Here is a 16,873-nt window from a genome sequence, read left to right as displayed (position 1 = left end):
TAGGGCATCATTCCAAACGACCCGACAGCAGCCAAACAGCTGAGCCAATTTGGTCTGCTGTTGCTCAGTAGGGTAGATTCTGTACTGATATCGTGCTTTCATGGGTATATTGTACCATTGGTCTGCACGTTGAAGCATCAGTACAGAAAGCAGCGACACAGCGTTACTGACCTTAAGGCCCATTTGGTCTGCGTGACCAAGTATCGGGAAGCCGTCTTGACCGACGAAGGGCTGACGGTACTGGAGTCGGCCTTTCGGACAGTGGCCCAGAAGATGGACTTTGAGATCCTGGAATTCAACGGGGAAGCCGATCATGTCCACGCACTGATTGAGTACCCGCCGAAGCTATCAATTTCGCAGATCCTGAATGCCTTGAAAGGGGTTTCCAGTCGGCACTATGGCCAGGCAGGCTTACCCAAGCCCAAGGGCAATAAGGCGCTGTGGAGTCCAAGCTATTCAGCTGGCTCTGTAGGCGGTGCTCCTTTGGAGATCCTGAAGCAATACATCCAAACTCAAAGCCGCCCTGAAAGGGCGGGGCTTGAATCCCATTAGTTTTGGTCAACGAGCTAGTCAACGACCATCTGGGTAATGAACAATATGTCGGTATTTCTGAATCGCTGCCTGAAGATTCTCGCGACAGCCCCGAGGTTACGCTGCAAAACTACATTTCCATTGAGCAGCGCCAGTCTGCCTGTGTGGCCTGGGACGTTGAAGCCGCCGACCTGAGAAGAAACCGGCTATACCCGCTTGGCGCCAATGCCCTGACGATACCCTGCTCAGAGCTTGGATTGGGCTGTCAGTTCTTTACAATCCTTTTACAATGGTCAAATGGTTTCCCACAGGTAGCTCCGCCGCCGCACCATGGCCTTTTCTTCGATTACGCGTGCCCTCCAACGTTCCGCTTTAGCCACCGAGCTGCTGGCCAAGCTAAAGCAGCAAAGCTGGCTTAGCTTCAGCGGTTTGCCCCGTCTGCCCAAGGGATTAGTCGCCTCAGCCCTGGCCCAGGCGCAGCAGCAGCCCCTGCTCGTGGTCACCGCCACCCTGGAAGAAGCCGGTCGCTGGACGGCCCAGCTAGAAGCGATGGGCTGGGCTACCGTTTCGTTTTATCCCACCTCGGAAGCCTCGCCCTACGACCCCTTTGACCAGGAATCGGAGATGACCTGGGGACAGCTCCAGGTGCTGGCCGACCTGACCTCCGGTAAGGCGCTGCCCGCCGCTAGCGGCAAAGCCTTGGGGTCGATGGCAATCGTGGCGACGGAGCGATCGCTCCAGCCCCACCTACCGCCGCCCGATCGGTTTCAGCCCTACTGCCTGGAACTCCAGCAGGGGATGGAAATTAACCTGAAGATCCTTAGCCATACCCTGGCTAAGCTGGGCTACGACCGCGTCCCCACCGTAGAAGCCGAAGGTCAGTGGAGCCAACGCGGCGACATCATTGACGTGTTTCCCGTAGCTTCGGAACTGCCGGTGCGGCTGGAATTATTCGGTGATGAGCTAGAGCGGCTGCGGGAATTTGACCCGACCACACAGCGTTCGCTCGACCGGATTGACACCCTGCTGCTGACCACGACTGACTACAGCCCGATTCTGGCGGCGGAGCTGGAGCAAAAGGGGCTGCTGAACGACCTGCTGCCCACCGAGCTGCGAGAGAACTGGGAGAATGGCCAGCCGGTGGAAGGGCTGCGCCGCTTTATGGGCCTGGCCTTTGACCAGCCCGCTAGCCTGTTGGACTACCTGCCCGAAAATACGTTGGTGGTGCTAGACGAGCCCGACCAGTGCCGCGCCCATGGCGATCGCTGGTATGAGCATGTGGAGGAGCAGTGGCGCGAAGCCAGCGAAATGCTGACCAACCATGCTGAAATTCAGCTGCCGTCAGGAACGCTGCCCAAATTGCATCGCCCTCTCTCTGATGCCCTAGAAGCCCTCGAAGGCTTTCAGCGGGTTGAGCTCACTGAGCTGGCTGAAGAAGGCCAGGGGATGAATCTGGCCAGCCGTCCCGTCCCGGCGATTCCCCATCAGTTTGGGCGGCTGGCCGAGACGCTGAGGGAGGAGCGCGATCGCAACTTTTCCATCTGGCTGATCTCCGCCCAGCCCTCGCGCTCGGTCGCCCTGCTGCAAGAGCACGACTGCCCGGCCCAGTTCATCCCTAACCCCAAAGACTACCCGGCAATCGACAAGCTCCAGGGTCAGCATACGCCGGTCGCGCTCAAATATTCGGGCCTGGCCGAGCTAGAAGGCTTTGTCCTGCCGACCTTTCGGATTGTCGTGGTCACCGACCGCGAATTTTTTGGCCAGCATACGCTGACCACGCCCAGCTATGTCCGCAAGCGGCGGCGGTCGGTCTCCAAGCAGGTCGATCCCAACAAGCTGCGCCCCGGTGATTACGTGGTGCATCGCAACTACGGCATCGGGCGCTTCCTGAAGCTAGAAAGCCTCACCATTGACAGCGAGACCCGCGAATATTTGGCTATCCAATACGCCGACGGCCTGCTGCGGGTGGCAGCAGACCAGATGGGATCGCTGTCTCGCTATCGCACCTCAGCCGAGCGCCAGCCCGAGCTGAACAAAATGACGGGCAAGGTCTGGGAGAAGACCAAGGGCCGCGCCCGTAAAGCCATCCAAAAAGTCGCGGTCGATCTGCTGAAGCTGTACGCCCAGCGATCGCAGCTGGAAGGCTACACCTTCCCCACCGATATGCCCTGGCAGCAGGAGCTAGAAGATTCCTTTCCCTACCAGCCGACGCCCGACCAGCTCAAGGCCGTGCAGGACGTGAAGCGAGACATGGAAGGCGACCGCCCGATGGACCGGCTGGTCTGCGGCGACGTCGGCTTTGGCAAAACCGAGGTGGCGCTACGGGCCATGTTCAAGGCGGTGACCGCAGGCAAACAGGTGGCGCTGCTGGCCCCGACCACGATTCTTACCCAGCAGCACTACCATACCCTGAAGGAGCGCTTTGCCCCCTACCCGATTCAGGTGGGTTTGCTCAACCGCTTTCGCACGGCGACCGAGCGCAAGGAGATTTTGCAGCGGCTGGCGACGGGGGAGCTAGACGCGGTGGTGGGCACCCATCAGCTATTGGGGAAAGCAGTCAAATTCAAAGACCTGGGCCTGCTGGTGGTGGATGAAGAACAGCGGTTTGGGGTGAACCAAAAAGAGAAAATTAAGGCATTGAAAACCCAGGTAGACGTGCTCACCCTCAGCGCCACGCCGATTCCCCGGACGCTTTACATGGCCCTGTCAGGCGTCCGGGAGATGAGCCTGATCACCACCCCACCGCCCTCGCGCCGGGCAATCAAAACTCACCTCGCGCCCTACGATGACGAAAAAATTCGCACCGCCATCCGTCAGGAGCTGGACCGGGGCGGCCAGATTTTTTACGTGGTGCCCAGGGTTGAGGGAATTGAGGAAATCGCGGCGCGGCTGCGGACGATGATTCCGAGTATCCGACTCGCGATCGCTCACGGTCAGATGCCCGAGGGCGAGCTGGAATCCACCATGCTCGGCTTTAGCAGCGGCGAGGCCGACCTAATGGTCTGCACCACCATTATTGAATCGGGTCTGGACATTCCCCGAGTCAACACCATTTTGATCGAAGACGCCCATCGCTTTGGCCTATCCCAGCTCTACCAGCTGCGCGGACGGGTGGGCCGCTCGGGGGTGCAGGCCCACGCCTGGCTATTTTTCCCGAAGCAAAACCAGCTCAGCGAAAAGGCCCGCAAGCGGCTGCGGGCAATTCAGGAGTTTACCCAGCTGGGCTCGGGCTATCAGCTGGCGATGCGCGACATGGAAATTCGCGGCATCGGCAACCTGCTTGGGGTGGAGCAGTCGGGCCAGATGGAGGCGATCGGCTTTGACCTCTACATGGACATGCTAGAAGAATCGATTGCCGAAATTCGCGGCCAGGAGATTCCCCAGGTCGAAGATACCCAGATCGACCTGAAGGTGACGGCCTTTATTCCGACTGACTACATTCCCGACCTGGACCAGAAGATGACCCTCTACCGCTCGCTGATGGCCGCTAACAGCAAGCGCGAGCTGTTGCAGATTGCGGCAGACTTGAGCGATCGCTACGGCCCCATTCCCCCCGCCGTAGACCAGCTAATCCGCGTCCTGGAGCTGAAGCAGATCGCCCAACCCCTGGGCTTCTCACGCATCAAGCTGGAAGGCAAGCAGCATGTGATTATGGAAACCCCGATGGAAGGCCCGGCCTGGAATCTGCTCAAAGACAAGCTGCCCAGCCACCTCCAGTCTCGCTTCGTCTACGCCCCCGGCAAGGTCACCGTCCGCGGTCTGGGCATCCTCAATCCGACCAAGCAGCTCGAAAATCTGATTGACTGGCTCGGTCAAATGCAGGGCGCACTGTCCGAGCCAGCCCTTGCCGACAGTGCCGTCTAGGGGAGACCGCGAAAATTCAGCGCCCTAGTTCTGAGCCGATGAAAGCCGCTGCGGTGGTGCGCGATCGCAGTTCTCCGAGCTCGGTCTGCTCAATCCGCCAGCCGGTGACCTGGTCGGGACCATGCCAAAGGGTCAGGTGGGGCACTGGCGGGTCGGCGTAAAAACTGATGGGGCCATGGCCCAGTGGCAGGCTGCTGTCGTGGGTAAACTTGTCATGGCTGAGCCGATAGGCCGGGATGCCGACAATCGGCACGCCCCAGCCGTCTAGGGCAAAAAAGTGAGCGATCCGGCCGCCGAGCTGCTGCCACATCCAGGCGGCTCCCCCAGCGCCGACGACCCCAGCGCTAAAGGCGATAATCGTCAGCGGCTCACCTTCTGGTTTAAAGCCCGAAGCCACCCAGGAATTTAAAACGCTCACCGGGCAAACCGGCAGGACCTGACCGGGAAAAACCCAGCTGCGGGCCGCCAGCCCGTCTGGCAGCGTGCGAAGAAATGCCTGGGTATAGCGGGGCGGGTGCATTCCCGGGCAAATCAAAAGGGGCATTGGTTTTGTCATCAGCAAGGAATCAGCGGGGGCAAAAAAGAAGCAGCGCGGCATCCAGAGGGAAACTGTACTCTAGGCGTTCGGTTCTACCCATAGCTCGACGGGCATACTGCCGGTAGGCTCATAGTAAGGCAGTCTAATCAAACCTTGCTGCCTGCTGGGGCGCAAAGTGCGAAAGAGTGATGGCCGGATCTAAAGAGTTTTTACCGACAATCAGCAGCCTGGTGGCACTGGGCGAATTTGCCCAGACTGCTCCCCTAGACGAGCAAACCGCGACCGCCGCCCGCTCCACCGAAATCCAGCAGCAGCAGGCAGAGGCCGAATGGCAGGCCGCGATCGCGGCCCTCAGTCACCTGCTCACCCAGCAGCTCCCTCCACAGTCGAGAGCGACCTCCACTCAAGGCGTCCTCCTGTCAGGCCCTTTCCCCGTTTTAGAAAACACCGACCTGATGGCTCAGCTGTCGAGCTGGACGTTTATCCCGCAGACGCTAGAGCAGCTGGCCCTAACCTTTACCCAGCTGATGCCAGCGGAATATCCGGCGAGCAAAGAGCAGCTATCAGACCGGCTGCTGCCACTCATCGAGGACGACCCGCTAGCGGCAGAGCGGTTCTGTCTGGTGCTGACCCAGTCCTTCAGCCTGATTTTGGTGCTGGGCAAAGACGCCAATGGCGAAATCCACTTTCAGTTTTCCTTTACCCCCCGGATCGTCGAGTCGGTCTGGCAGCAGCTGCGATCGCGGGTTCATTTGGTTCGCCCGCAGCAGCTTGAACGGCTAGAGCCACTGGTCGAAACCTTTGCTCCGAGGGAGCCAGACTACCGCCTGGTCAGCCACTTTAGCCGCCTGCTGCTAACCCAGCTACCCCGCTCCCAGCCGCCCCAGCGGGCCGATGCCGCTGAGGCCGCGCCAGCGGTGCAGTACGCCTATCATGAGCCGACCGACGGCACTGACACCGAGCTGCTCAAGGCAATGGCTCACGAAATTCGCACGCCGCTGACGACGATTCGCACCTTTACGCGATCGCTGCTCAAGCGTAAAGACCTCCAGGCCAATGTTAAACATCGGCTCCAGCAAATCGACCGGGAATGTACCCGGCAGATCGACCGCTTTAACCTGATCTTTCACGCCGTCGAGCTAGAGGCGACCAACCGACCGCGATCGCCCCTCACCGCCATCTCCCTCAGCCAGATTTTCCAAGATGCCATCCCCCAATGGCAACACGCTGCCCAGCGTCGCAACCTCAGCCTGGATGTCGAACTGCCGTCGCAGCTGCCCAGCGTTGCTAGCGATCCGGCCCTGCTGCGCCAGGTGCTCACCGGTTTAGTGGAGCTGTTTACCCACAGCATCCCCGCCAATAGCCACATTCAAATGCAGGTGATGCTAGCGGGCCATCAGCTCAAGCTCCAGTTTCAGTCCCAGCTCGCCAGCCCCGCCAACGCCTGCATTCCGCCGCCGCTCCAGGCCCTAGGCAATCTGCTGATGTTCCAACCCGAAACCGGCGGTGTGAGTTTGAATCTCAAGGCTACTAAGAATCTGTTCCACGCCCTTGGGGCCAAGCTGATTGTGCGCGATCGCTCTGCCCAAGAAGCCACCTGGACCGTCTTTCTGCCGCTAGAAACCACGGTAGACCCCTCCGCCTATCGAATTGTGTAAATCCGGTAGCCACAGCAACCTTAGGTCAGGTCTCACTCAAGCAGGACAGACATACCGCAAAGGTTAGTTTTTATGCTGAAATCTAAAATTTTTTTTTGATCCGTGTTGTTTTCTTCAGCCTGATGCGGGAAAACTACTGTGAAATAGGTCCGTATCCGCAATTCAGACAGCGAAGAAAATACAGTGGCTAAGTTCCTTAACACGAGTGCGACTAACTATTTTCTAGAGGAGCTGATCAAGGCAGCACGAGAAAGGCTGATATTGATTAGCCCCTATCTCAAGTTAAACGATCGGATTAAAGAGCTGCTAGAAGACAAAGACCGGCTCAAGATTGACGTGCGGATTGTCTACGGAAAAGCTGAATTACAGCCGGAAGAGATCAACTGGCTCAAAGAGCTAGACTATGTGCGGACCAGCTTTTGCAAGAACCTGCATGCGAAATGCTATCTCAACGAGAGCATGGCTATTATCACTAGCCTAAATCTCTATGAGTTTAGCCAGGTCAACAACAATGAAATGGGTATTCTCATAGAGCGGGATGGAGACAGCGAACTCTACGGCGATGCTCACGAAGAAGCTCAACGTATCATTCGGGTTAGCGATGAAGTCAGGATGTCTCTCGAAAAGATAGTCATTAAGGAACCAAAAGTTTCAGAAGCTGAGGAAGTTAAGGAAGCTTTTCAGAAGATGCGAGAAATCTTTCTCTCCCAGCTGGTCTATCAAACCTATAGCGGCTATGTCTTCTCCCAGTTCAAAAAGCTGGAGCAGGATCTGCGGTCGAAGGACGACATTCGCTGGAAACACGCCATGCACCTGATTCGCCTGCTGCTGTCGGGGATTACCGTGCTCAAAGATGGGTTTGTCCCCGTGCGGATTGAGGCCTATCGTCCGCAGCTGCTGGCCATCCGCAATCAGGAGATGCCTTGGATGAGATCAACGTCTGGCGGTTAGACCTACATCATCAGTTCAACCAAGCCTTTGAAAACATCCCCCTGCCCGAGCGCCCCAATTACGAAAAGGCCAACGCCTTCCTGATTCGCGCTCGCTGCAGCCGGGTAGCAGCCGACCCGGCGTAATCTCACACTATTCGAGTTTTGAAGCGCAATGGCTCAGGAGAAGGCAGCCGCGATCGCCGCTGACAACAGACGGGTCGTTGCTCACTTCGACAGCCACCTGAGACAGGCCCGATACGCAGGCACCCCGATCGCATCGTCTACAAACTGTGCAACCTTATCGGCCATGCAAATGACGAGTTTATGTAGGCCATTGCTAGGCGGTAGAAGCCGGTTTGAAACCGGCCCTACCGGGTATGATTTCCACCATTTGGATTTTCCTATCGTCTGCCCACCGCATCGGATTATTGGCAATATATCCCCTGATACAATCTAGCGATGATTCGCTGCGGATAATATGTTCGTAATAATTGCGTTGCCATATCGATACACCAGGGCTGTTGCGTAATTCATTAATTCGCCGGGCCGAAAACGTTTTGAACGCCCGCACAATTTCCGGTAATCCATGTCGTTTTTTGGTGGCGGTGGCCGTAGGGGCCGGTTTGAAACCGGCCCCTACGGGTGTGGCGACATCCAACATAATGATGGCGTGGATATGGTTGGGCATGATCACAAACGCATCTAACAGCACATGACCGTAATGATTCGGCAAACCATCCCACACCGCCTGCACAATTTCACCATAGGCATTCAATCGCATAACCCCTTCTACCACCTCTCCAAACAGACAAACCCGATCATTAACGCAAATGGTGACAAAATAGGCCCCTGAGCGGCCGTAATCGTATCCTTTCAGCCGTAACAACTTTCGCCGACGTTCAGGTTTCACTACACTCATTTTCTCAGCCCCTCAAAATCCCAGCAATCTGAGCCGCCAATTCTACTGTCTTACCTGTTGCTGCCAAGCCACTGCATCAATGGTTTCATCTATTCTCAATACATCGTTCCTGGAAGCTGTAGGTAATTGTAGCGACTAACTCTACCGCTTCTTCAGCCCCTTCAACCCCATACGGATATCCTGCAAAGCTGCCTCAAAATCAAAATCCTGCCATTATGCTAAAGATTATTGCGTAGATGGCGTGAGATGGGTTCGGAGCGGGAGCAGGTCCAAACGGTTTATCGGCTGGGGCAAGCAGCCTTTGAGCGGGGGCGCTATCGGGAGGCGATCGCGGCCTTTGAACAGGCCCTGGAGCTAGCCAGCAAAAATACGGTGCTGGGGGGCGAAATTCAGATGTGGCTGGTCAACGCCTATGCCGCGGGCGGCAGGCAGGCAGACGCGATCGCGCTCTGTCGGCGGCTGACCCGCCATCCCGACACCGAGACCAAGCAGCAGAGCAAGCGGCTGCTCTATATACTAGAAGCGCCCCGGCTGGCGCTTAAGCCCGAGTGGGTGACTCAGATTCCCGACCTGAGCGGCCTAGCGGACGGTCAGACAACCCTGGAGAGCCCCTATTCACAAAAGCCTAAGCGATCGCGCCGCGCCCGCGTTGCCGAACCCGAGCCGGTGGACCTGAACCAGGTGAATACGGCAGACAATCAGTTCGTCTGGGTTGCCCTGGTCGGCGCGGCCATCGTTTTAGGAGGGCTGCTGTGGCTAAGCTGAGGCTCCTGGTCGTAGTCCTGGCGGCGCTGCTGCTCAGCGGCTGTGTGGACTACGACATCGGCATCCGATTCGACAGCCAAAATCACGGCGTGATTACCCAGACGCTGCACGTCAGCGATCGCCTGCTCACCCTCAGCCCCAGCTCTAGCGATCAGTGGCTCGACCGGTTTGCCGCCCGCGCCCGGCGGCTCTCTGGCAAAACCCGCCGGATCGACCGCGACACCCTCCAGGTGAGGCTGCCCTTCGCCAACGGGTCCGAACTGGTAGACCGCTTCAATACCCTGTTTAGCCCTGACGAAACTAGTCTGTTTAACGAACTGCCAGGCAGCAATCGGGTGGTTTCCCGGCTTGAACTCTCTCAGAACAACCGGCTAGTTGCCCAGCGCAACCACCTCACCTACGACCTCGATCTCTCCGCCCTCAGCACCGCCGCCGATCCTATCCTCGAGCTGATCAAGCTAGACTTTGCCGTGATTGGCCCCTGGGGGGTACGCCCGATAGCCGCTATCGGTACCGCGCCGCGTCAGGAAGGCAATGCAACCCATTGGCCACTTTCCCTAGACCAGCCCAACCACATCGAAGCCGTCTTCTGGGTGCCCAGCCCAATTGGGATCGGGGCGCTGGTGGTGATCTTGGTCACAGCGCTGGGCTATATTGCCAAATACGGTTTGCCCAAGCAAAACATTTCGCCTGAGTCGCCTCAGCCGCCATCGGGGTCAACCCAGGCCAACCTATAGTAATCTGGACACATTCCCCGATTCATGGAGGCGTAGATCTATGCGACAAGTCAATTTTGTGGTGATTTTCGTCATTTGCCTGGCGCTCGTCCTATTCGGAATTGAGAATACCGACCCCACGCCAATCCACATCATCCGCGATGTGCAAGTGCAGGCCCCGCTCTGCATTGAGCTGATTATTGCGATGGGGATTGGCGCAGTCCTGGCCTGGGTATTCAGCGTCTGGGTGCAGGTGCAGGGCATTATCAAGAAAAATCCTGAAGTTGAGCAGCGGGAGCTGCGGATTCAGCAGCTGGAAGAAGACGTCGAACGCTATCGGGTCGAGCTGGAGCAGCAGCCGATGCTGCCAGCGTCTAAAGTAAAAGATGAGGGAGATAAGGGACAGGTCTATGCCCAGTAATCTCTCGCTGGACCTGACATCTGGAGCGGCATGGCCCGACTAGCCGAAAGCGCGATCGCGTTTTTAATCGACCTGGCTGAACAGGGCGAAATCGATCCCTGGAACGTCAACGTGATTGACGTGATCGACCGCTTTCTCACCAGCCTTAAAACGCAGCCTGCCGCCGACCCCACTAAAACCGGTCGCTCACCCTACGAGACCAGCCTGTCAGAGTCGGGCCAGGCCTTTCTCTATGCCTCCATGCTGGTGCTGCTCAAGGCCGATACCCTAATCCGCACGGAGGTTGAAGCCGAGGAAGAAGGCTTTGAGGAAGACTTTTTTGAGCCCGCCGACTTTGTGCCGGTGGAGCTGCCGCGCCATCTGGAGCGCCATATCCACCGCCGGGCCGTCGCGCCGCCGCCGGAAAAGCGCAAGGTGACGCTAGATGAGCTGATCGGCCAGCTGGAGCTAATCGCCGCCGCCATGGCTGACGCCACCCCGCGCAGCCGCAGCCGTCGGCCCCAGCCCCAGTCCAGGCGGCAGGCGGTACGTGCGATCGCGCAGCTGGCCCACCAGGAAAACCTGTCTGAGATTGCCGCCGCCCTGGAAACCTTTTTAGATCAGCACTGGGACCGGCTAGGCGACGCCGAGTGGATGGACTTTGACCGGCTGCTGGCGCACTGGGCGCACTTTCGCCCTGAAGTTTTGGGCGGTGCAATCGAGGGCGAGCTTTCGGTAGCCGAAGATAAGCACGAGCGGGTCGGCGTCTTCTGGGGGCTGCTATTTCTATCGGCGCAGTCCAAAGTAGAGCTGCATCAGGACGCCTTTTATCAAGACTTAAAGGTACGCCAGCTCACAGACGTAGCAGAGCTTGAGGCCAATTTGGAAACAACCTTAGGACTGAATGACTAAAAAACCTTGGGATGATTTAGTCGAGTCTATGTAGTTTCCGCAAGCGTTTGGGGGGAACTTGTAAGGCCAGAATGAAATCTAGTAATCAGGGCTAGCGGGCCTCAACCTGCCCTGGTTAGCCTGAATAGGTTAACTTGTGTAGAATTGAGCCACTCTACACAAACTCTACCTTTTTGGTAGGTCTCATACATACATCGTAAACAATCACGGGCATACATCTATGAAAGCGATGATTCTGGCTGCGGGGAAGGGAACTCGGGTGCGTCCGATCACCTACACGATCCCCAAACCGATGATCCCGATTCTGCAAAAGCCAGTCATGGAGTTTTTACTAGAGCTGCTGCGCCACCACGGCTTCGACCAGATCATGGTCAACGTCAGCCACCTGGCAAATGAGATCGAAGGCTATTTCCGCGATGGCCAGCGCTTTGGCGTCGAGCTAGCCTATTCGTTTGAAGGCCGGATTATCGACGGTGAGCTGGTCGGAGAAGCCATCGGTTCCGCCGGGGGAATGCGCAAGATTCAGGATTTCTCACCGTTTTTCGACGATACCTTCATCGTGCTCTGCGGCGATGCGCTGATTGACCTGGACCTGACCGAGGCAGTGCGGCAGCATCGGGAAAAGGGCGCACTGGCAACGATTGTGATGAAGTCCGTACCGCTGATGCAGGTGCCCAGCTACGGCGTCGTCGTCACCGACGATGAGGGCCGGATCCAGTCGTTCCAAGAAAAGCCGTCGGTCGAAGAGGCGCTGAGCACCGACATCAACACCGGCATCTATATTTTTGAGCCCGAAATTTTCGACCACATTCCCTCCGGGCAAAAGTTTGACATCGGCGGCGACCTGTTCCCCAAGCTGGTTGAAATGGGGGCGCCCTTCTACGGCATTCGGATGGACTTCGAGTGGGTCGATATCGGTAAGGTGCCCGACTACTGGCAGGCGATTCAGGACGTGCTGACCGGCCAGGTGAAGGGCGTCGGCATCCCCGGCAATGAGGTCAAGCCGGGCGTCTTTACCGGGCTCAACGTCAACGCTAACTGGGATACGGTCAATATTGAAGGCCCAGTCTACATCGGCGCGATGACCCAGATTGAAGACGGTGCCACCATCGTCGGCCCCACCATGATCGGACCCAACTGCCGGATCTGCGCTGGTGCCACCGTCGACAAGAGCGTCATTTTTGAATATTCTCACATCGGCCAGGGCGTGCGGCTAGTGGATAAGCTAGTGTTTGGTCGCTACTGCGTCGATAAGACCGGCGCTTCAATCGACATGCGGGCCGCCGCGCTGGACTGGCTGATCAACGATACCCGACAGGCCGTTCTGGCCGAGCCGCCGCTGGAGCACAAGGCGATCGCGGAATTGCTCACCCAAACCCTGGCCCGCTAGCCTCCCAGCTACGGCGGCGGGGTGCCGACGCGAAACCGTGAGGCCCCCGCCGCTGCTAGGGAAACCAGCATCACCGCCAGCAGCGATCGCAGCGTTAGCGTTTCCCCTAGAACGAACAGACCCGCGATCGCGGCCGCCATCGGCTCCAGGCTAAGCAGCACGCCAAAGACGTTCACCGGCAGCGATCGCAGCGCCATCAGCTCAAACGAATAGGGCACTACCGAAGACAGCAGCGCCACCCCCAGCCCCATCAGCAGCAGCGGCGGCTGGAGCAGCGCTGAGCCCGCCGAGGTAATTCCAATCGGCGCCAGCACCACGCTGCCCACCAGCATGGCCCAGGCCAGCCCCTCAATCCCCGGCAGCGCCTGACCGGTTTTAGCCGACATCAGAATATAGGCAGCCCAGAAGCAGGCCGCCAGCAGTGCCAGGGCAACGCCCCAGGGGTCTAGCGCTAGGCCGCCCACCGGGGTGAGCATCAGGATGCCCACCCCGGCTAGCCCCACCCAGAGCAGGTCCAGCCAGCGCTGCGACTTCAGCACTGCCAGCCCCAGCGGCCCGATAAACTCCAGCGTCACGGCGATGCCCAGCGGAATCCGGTCGATGGCTTCGTAGAAGGCAAAATTCATCAGCGATAGGGCTAGGCCAAATCCCAGGATGGTCTTGAAGTGTCGCCGCACCTCGGCAGACCAGCGGGGCCGCCAGAGGGCAAACAAAATCAGCGCCGCAAAGCCCACCCGCAGAAACACCATGCCGGCCGCTCCGACCTGGGGAAATAGGGTTTTGGCAAAGGCAGACCCAATCTGGGTCGAAGCAATCGACAGCAGCACTAGGCCAGTGGGCGGGGGCGTGATGCGCTCGGCAAGGTTCATTCAGTCACGGGGGAGTGAGCGCGGCCAGGTTCGGAACCTCACGATTTTAGCGAGTCGCAGCCCCCGATGGCGGAGCGGGCCGACCGAAGCGGGCGGTAATGAACTCGGTGAACAGCCGCACCTTGGCCGACAGATGTCGGTTCACCGGGTAGATGATGCAGAGCGAGATCGCGGCGGGTCGATAGTCGGTCAGCACCGCTGCCAGCGTCCCCGCCTGTAAATCATCCGCCACGATAAACTCCGGCAGCAGGGTCAGGCCAATCCCCTTGAGCGCCGCCAGCCGCAGCACTTCACCATTGTTGGAGCAGAGGACGCTATTAATTGGGATAGTCAGCTCTCCCTCCGGCCCGGTCAGCTGCCAGGCGTTGCCGCTGGACAGATAGCCATAGTGCAGACAGGCCCGCTCCCTGAGCTCGGTGGGATGCTGCGGCACGCCTTGGGCCGCCAGATGGGCAGGCGCGGCGCAGATGGTCATCGGCATAGGGGCAATCGGATGCACAATTAGGCTGGCGGTCTCCTCGGGCGCGGCGATTCGCAATGTCACGTCGTATCCTTCGGCAATCGGGTCGATAAACCGGTCTTCCAGGGTGAGCTGTATCTGGAGGTCGGGATACTGCTGCCTGAAGTCGGCGACGGTGGGGCCCACATGCACTGTGCCAAAGGTCATCGGCGCGTTGATTTTGAACGGTCCCCTGGGCTCGGCCTGGAGTTGAGACACCGCTCGCTCAGCCTCTTCTAGGTCGGCCAGCAGATTCAGGCAGCGCTCGTAAAAGGCCAGACCGCTGGCGGTCGGGGTCACCCGCCGGGTGCTGCGGTGTAAGAGCTGCACCCCGAGCGAATTTTCTAGGTTGAGCACCAGCTTATTCACCGCCGAGCGGGAGAGCGCCATCTGCCGCGCCGCCGCCGCAAATCCGCCCGCTTCGACCACCTGGGTAAAGGCCCGGATGCTTTCAAACTTGTCCATAGGGGAGGCTTAATTGTCGCTTAAATAAGGACAATATGTAGACTAAATTGATTATTGTCTTTTATTTTAATCTAATTCATAATGGAACCTGTAGCGAGGAATGAGTCATCCCAGGAGGTGTCATCCATGATTACCCTAAGACCCGCTAGCGATCGCGGCAATGCCAACTTTGGCTGGTTAGACAGCCGCCATAGCTTTTCCTTTGGCCATTACTACGACCCCAACCACATGGGCTTTGCCAGCCTGCGCGTGATCAACGAAGATAAAGTTAAGCCTGGCCAGGGCTTTGGTACCCACGGCCACCGCGATATGGAAATTATTTCCTACGTGCTGGACGGGGCGCTGGAGCATAAAGACAGCATCGGCACCGGCTCGGTGATTCGCCCCGGCGACGTGCAGCGGATGTCGGCGGGCACCGGCATCACCCACAGCGAGTACAATGCCTCCAGAACTGAGCCCGTCCACTTTCTGCAAATCTGGCTTTTGCCCGACCGCAAAGGGCTGGAGCCCAGCTACGAGCAAACCCACTTTGCCGCCGCTGAACGGCAGGGCCAGCTGCGCCTAGTTGGCGCAGCGGATGGCCGCGACGGCGCGGTGACGATTCACCAGGACGTGGATCTCTATCTGGGGTCGCTGCGGTCTGGCGATAGGGCGGGGTTGGACGGGGTGCGCGATCGCGCCCTCTGGGTGCAGGTCGCTCGCGGCGCGGCTGAGGTCAACGGCCTGCCGCTGACGGCAGGCGACGGGGCCGCCCTAACTGGGGAACCGAACCTGTCGCTAGTCAGCACCGCCGCCGACACCGAAGTTCTCATCTTCAACATGGCCGCCTAACCTTTTTGGGTTGAGCGAGCATTAATGTTGTTTTCTTACGGAGTACCCAACACCAGTGAAACCCAACAATCTTCACCGGCGTTGGGTGACTCTTTGAGAAGACAAAGCCTACGCACTTGATCGGGTCGCTATAGTCCGCTGCGACAATCAGCTCCATGCCGCTGGCGTCAGCTTGGGTAAAGTCAGCCGAGTCCTTGGTGATGACGTTGTAGCCCAGCTGCACCATCTCACCCAGCAGCAGTGCGCCCGGAGGCAGCACCGACGTGCTGATAGACAATTTCTGCCCGATGGAGCAGTCTGAATCAAATTTCTTCCGATGTACCCTCTGGCCCATTCCCCTCTGGCCCGTTCTTCGCGTCGGCGTCCGGCTTTGGCAGCGCGGCGGGCAGTCTGGGAGCCGTCAGCAGTCGTCGGCGGGAGGACATTTTCCAGCCGTCCAGAATATCTTGAATCACCAGCTCTTGAATCCAGATCTTCGCAACAACGGTCAGCGGCAGGGCCAGCAGCAGCCCTAAAAAGCCAAATATCGAGGCAAAGAAAATCTGCGCTGCCAGGGTGAACGCAGGCAGCAGATTCACCTGACGGGCCATGACGGTGGGCGTCAGCAGGTAGGCTTCAATTTGCTGAATGATCAGATAGAGAATAAAAACCGCGATCGCTTTCCAAGGCTCCGGCGAGAGCAGCGCCACCATCATTGGAAAAGCAACGCTCAGGGTCGGGCCAATGTTGGGAATGAAGTTCAAAATGCCCGCCAGCAGGGCATGGGCTAGGACAAGATTAATTCCTAGCAGCGACAGGCCTAAAAAGCTCAGGGCAAAGACAAACAGAGAGCTAATTAGAATACCGCCTAGCCAGTTTCCCAAAGCGACTTCGCACTGACCGAAAATCACATCGGCGCGATGCCGATAAAAGGCAGGAAACATCCGCAGTATGGCGCTGCGGTAGGCTTCGGGATTGAACAGCAGCATCAGCGCTAGTACGCTCACCAGCAGCAGCTGAAGCAGCACCTGGAGCGAGGAATTAAAAAACGAAAAGAAGTTGCTAAACACGTCCAGAGCCGCCGAGTCCGGCGCGGTTAGCCAGGCGAAAAAGTCGCTCAGGTCTGGGAACCGCAGCTGTTCTGGCAGCTGCAATGGCTCCGGCAGCGACTCGGCCAGCATCTCCAGCCGCGAAGGCAGGGTATCAATCCCGTTCAGTACCAGATCGATTAGCAGGCTAAACTGCTCAATGAATGGCGGCACAATCCCCAAACCAAACAGCGCCCCGACCAGCATGGAGCCGATAATCACAATCGGCAGCGCTGCCCGCCGCGACAGGCCCAGCCGCTGCACCTGGAGGGCCAGGCTGTTAAGCGCGATCGCGATCACCACCGCTGCAAACAGCAGCAGCAGCAGCGGTCGAATCTGCCAGAGGATATACAGCGCCGCTGCCAGGCAAATCAGCCCCAGCCATTCTCCTAGTTTCACAGTCTTCCCAGGTAAAGCCTGCTGCCTATTCTATCGGAACGGCCTGCCTGGGCGATATGAATCCTAAGGGATAGGAAGACCAATGAAGTCCCGATTGCCCTCATCCCCTAGCCCCTTC

At 58.3% G+C, this 16,873-nt stretch carries 19 protein-coding genes; 12 read left to right on the top strand and 7 right to left on the bottom strand.

The genetic code is table 11. The annotated features are described in order from the left end of the window. The coding region (locus IQ241_RS01795) for a helix-turn-helix domain-containing protein (RefSeq protein WP_193904695.1) at window positions 1-102 on the bottom strand (102 nt) is incomplete at its 3' end. 27 nt (window positions 103-129) lie between these two features. Here IQ241_RS01795 and tnpA point away from each other — a divergent pair. The 3 genes from tnpA to mfd are packed head-to-tail and all read left to right on the top strand — an operon-like array spanning window position 130 to window position 4,395. Further along, window positions 130-552: an IS200/IS605 family transposase gene (gene tnpA / locus IQ241_RS01790; protein WP_193904694.1), complete on the top strand. Its 423-nt coding sequence runs from the start codon at window positions 130-132 to the stop codon at window positions 550-552. Window positions 553-554: 2 nt separating this feature from the next. Then, window positions 555-950, top strand: coding sequence for a hypothetical protein (locus IQ241_RS01785; RefSeq protein ID WP_193904693.1), 396 nt, complete (start codon window positions 555-557; stop codon window positions 948-950). Continuing rightward, the gene (gene mfd / locus IQ241_RS01780; protein WP_193904692.1) at window positions 862-4,395 is read left to right on the top strand and encodes a transcription-repair coupling factor; all 3,534 of its coding nucleotides are present in this window, start codon (window positions 862-864) and stop codon (window positions 4,393-4,395) included. Before IQ241_RS01785 ends, mfd begins: the two co-directional genes overlap by 89 nt. A gap of 16 nt (window positions 4,396-4,411) precedes the next feature. Here the strand turns inward: mfd and IQ241_RS01775 are convergent, their stop codons facing one another. Beyond that, window positions 4,412-4,939, bottom strand: a complete 528-nt coding sequence (locus tag IQ241_RS01775; protein ID WP_193904691.1) for a hypothetical protein — start codon at window positions 4,937-4,939, stop codon at window positions 4,412-4,414. Between the two features lie 182 nt (window positions 4,940-5,121). Here IQ241_RS01775 and IQ241_RS01770 point away from each other — a divergent pair, with 182 nt between their 5' ends. The 3 genes from IQ241_RS01770 to IQ241_RS01760 all read left to right on the top strand — a co-directional run bounded on the left by IQ241_RS01770 (window position 5,122) and on the right by IQ241_RS01760 (window position 7,667). Next, entirely contained in the window at window positions 5,122-6,591 is a 1,470-nt protein-coding gene (locus IQ241_RS01770; RefSeq protein WP_193904690.1) for a sensor histidine kinase, read from the top strand. Between the two features lie 183 nt (window positions 6,592-6,774). Next, window positions 6,775-7,542, top strand: coding sequence for a phospholipase D-like domain-containing protein (locus tag IQ241_RS25300; protein WP_322743537.1), 768 nt, complete (start codon window positions 6,775-6,777; stop codon window positions 7,540-7,542). Continuing rightward, window positions 7,515-7,667 carry a hypothetical protein gene (locus IQ241_RS01760; RefSeq protein ID WP_193904702.1) on the top strand — a complete coding sequence of 51 codons (153 nt, stop codon included), beginning with the start codon at window positions 7,515-7,517 and terminating at the stop codon, window positions 7,665-7,667. Before IQ241_RS25300 ends, IQ241_RS01760 begins: the two co-directional genes overlap by 28 nt. A 193-nt stretch (window positions 7,668-7,860) precedes the next feature. Here IQ241_RS01760 and IQ241_RS01755 read toward each other — a convergent pair whose 3' ends face one another. Then, window positions 7,861-8,442: a transposase gene (locus tag IQ241_RS01755; protein ID WP_193904689.1), complete on the bottom strand. Its 582-nt coding sequence runs from the start codon at window positions 8,440-8,442 to the stop codon at window positions 7,861-7,863. A 246-nt stretch (window positions 8,443-8,688) separates the two neighbouring features. Here IQ241_RS01755 and IQ241_RS01750 point away from each other — a divergent pair, with 246 nt between their 5' ends. The 5 genes from IQ241_RS01750 to IQ241_RS01730 all read left to right on the top strand — a co-directional run bounded on the left by IQ241_RS01750 (window position 8,689) and on the right by IQ241_RS01730 (window position 12,625). Beyond that, window positions 8,689-9,207, top strand: coding sequence for a tetratricopeptide repeat protein (locus tag IQ241_RS01750; protein WP_193904688.1), 519 nt, complete (start codon window positions 8,689-8,691; stop codon window positions 9,205-9,207). Continuing rightward, window positions 9,195-9,944, top strand: coding sequence for a DUF3153 domain-containing protein (locus tag IQ241_RS01745; RefSeq protein ID WP_193904687.1), 750 nt, complete (start codon window positions 9,195-9,197; stop codon window positions 9,942-9,944). The genes IQ241_RS01750 and IQ241_RS01745 overlap by 13 nt, the downstream gene beginning before the upstream one ends. Window positions 9,945-9,984: 40 nt before the next feature. Next, window positions 9,985-10,344 (top strand): LapA family protein, encoded by a 360-nt coding sequence (locus tag IQ241_RS01740; RefSeq protein ID WP_193904686.1) that lies wholly within the window; start codon window positions 9,985-9,987, stop codon window positions 10,342-10,344. Window positions 10,345-10,374: 30 nt separating this feature from the next. Beyond that, complete coding sequence (locus IQ241_RS01735) at window positions 10,375-11,235, top strand: segregation/condensation protein A (protein WP_193904685.1); 861 nt, start codon at window positions 10,375-10,377, stop codon at window positions 11,233-11,235. Between the two features lie 220 nt (window positions 11,236-11,455). Next, window positions 11,456-12,625, top strand: coding sequence for a sugar phosphate nucleotidyltransferase (locus IQ241_RS01730; protein WP_193904684.1), 1,170 nt, complete (start codon window positions 11,456-11,458; stop codon window positions 12,623-12,625). A gap of 8 nt (window positions 12,626-12,633) precedes the next feature. Here IQ241_RS01730 and IQ241_RS01725 read toward each other — a convergent pair whose 3' ends face one another. Then, entirely contained in the window at window positions 12,634-13,494 is an 861-nt protein-coding gene (locus tag IQ241_RS01725) for an EamA family transporter (protein ID WP_193904683.1), read from the bottom strand. Window positions 13,495-13,540: 46 nt separating this feature from the next. Further along, complete coding sequence (locus IQ241_RS01720) at window positions 13,541-14,458, bottom strand: LysR family transcriptional regulator (protein WP_193904682.1); 918 nt, start codon at window positions 14,456-14,458, stop codon at window positions 13,541-13,543. A gap of 126 nt (window positions 14,459-14,584) precedes the next feature. Between IQ241_RS01720 and IQ241_RS01715 the strand changes: the two genes are divergently transcribed. Then, window positions 14,585-15,289 carry a pirin family protein gene (locus IQ241_RS01715; RefSeq protein WP_193904681.1) on the top strand — a complete coding sequence of 235 codons (705 nt, stop codon included), beginning with the start codon at window positions 14,585-14,587 and terminating at the stop codon, window positions 15,287-15,289. On the opposite strand, the gene IQ241_RS01710 is transcribed toward IQ241_RS01715, so the two are convergent. Then, the gene (locus IQ241_RS01710) at window positions 15,273-15,566 is read right to left on the bottom strand and encodes a hypothetical protein (protein WP_193904680.1); all 294 of its coding nucleotides are present in this window, start codon (window positions 15,564-15,566) and stop codon (window positions 15,273-15,275) included. The genes IQ241_RS01715 and IQ241_RS01710 overlap by 17 nt on opposite strands. A 25-nt stretch (window positions 15,567-15,591) precedes the next feature. Then, window positions 15,592-16,755 (bottom strand): AI-2E family transporter, encoded by a 1,164-nt coding sequence (locus IQ241_RS01705; RefSeq protein WP_193904679.1) that lies wholly within the window; start codon window positions 16,753-16,755, stop codon window positions 15,592-15,594. Window positions 16,756-16,873: the final 118 nt, after the last annotated feature.

This window comes from Vasconcelosia minhoensis LEGE 07310, assembly GCF_015207255.1.
GTDB classification, from domain to species: domain Bacteria; phylum Cyanobacteriota; class Cyanobacteriia; order Phormidesmidales; family Phormidesmidaceae; genus Vasconcelosia; species Vasconcelosia minhoensis.
The sequence above is the reverse complement of the archived record's forward strand: the minus strand, read 5'-3'. Positions and strand labels throughout refer to the sequence as shown.

Bases quoted from the DNA above. Each gene is read 5' to 3' on its own strand.
- mfd (WP_193904692.1), top strand. From the start codon at position 862: ATGGCCTTTTCTTCGATTACGCGTGCCCTCCAACGTTCCGCTTTAGCC.
- IQ241_RS01775 (WP_193904691.1), bottom strand. From the start codon at position 4,939: ATGCCCCTTTTGATTTGCCCGGGAATGCACCCGCCCCGCTATACCCAG.
- IQ241_RS01770 (WP_193904690.1), top strand. From the start codon at position 5,122: ATGGCCGGATCTAAAGAGTTTTTACCGACAATCAGCAGCCTGGTGGCA.
- IQ241_RS01755 (WP_193904689.1), bottom strand. From the start codon at position 8,442: ATGAGTGTAGTGAAACCTGAACGTCGGCGAAAGTTGTTACGGCTGAAA.
- IQ241_RS01750 (WP_193904688.1), top strand. From the start codon at position 8,689: ATGGGTTCGGAGCGGGAGCAGGTCCAAACGGTTTATCGGCTGGGGCAA.
- IQ241_RS01740 (WP_193904686.1), top strand. From the start codon at position 9,985: ATGCGACAAGTCAATTTTGTGGTGATTTTCGTCATTTGCCTGGCGCTC.
- IQ241_RS01735 (WP_193904685.1), top strand. From the start codon at position 10,375: ATGGCCCGACTAGCCGAAAGCGCGATCGCGTTTTTAATCGACCTGGCT.
- IQ241_RS01730 (WP_193904684.1), top strand. From the start codon at position 11,456: ATGAAAGCGATGATTCTGGCTGCGGGGAAGGGAACTCGGGTGCGTCCG.
- IQ241_RS01725 (WP_193904683.1), bottom strand. From the start codon at position 13,494: ATGAACCTTGCCGAGCGCATCACGCCCCCGCCCACTGGCCTAGTGCTG.
- IQ241_RS01720 (WP_193904682.1), bottom strand. From the start codon at position 14,458: ATGGACAAGTTTGAAAGCATCCGGGCCTTTACCCAGGTGGTCGAAGCG.
- IQ241_RS01715 (WP_193904681.1), top strand. From the start codon at position 14,585: ATGATTACCCTAAGACCCGCTAGCGATCGCGGCAATGCCAACTTTGGC.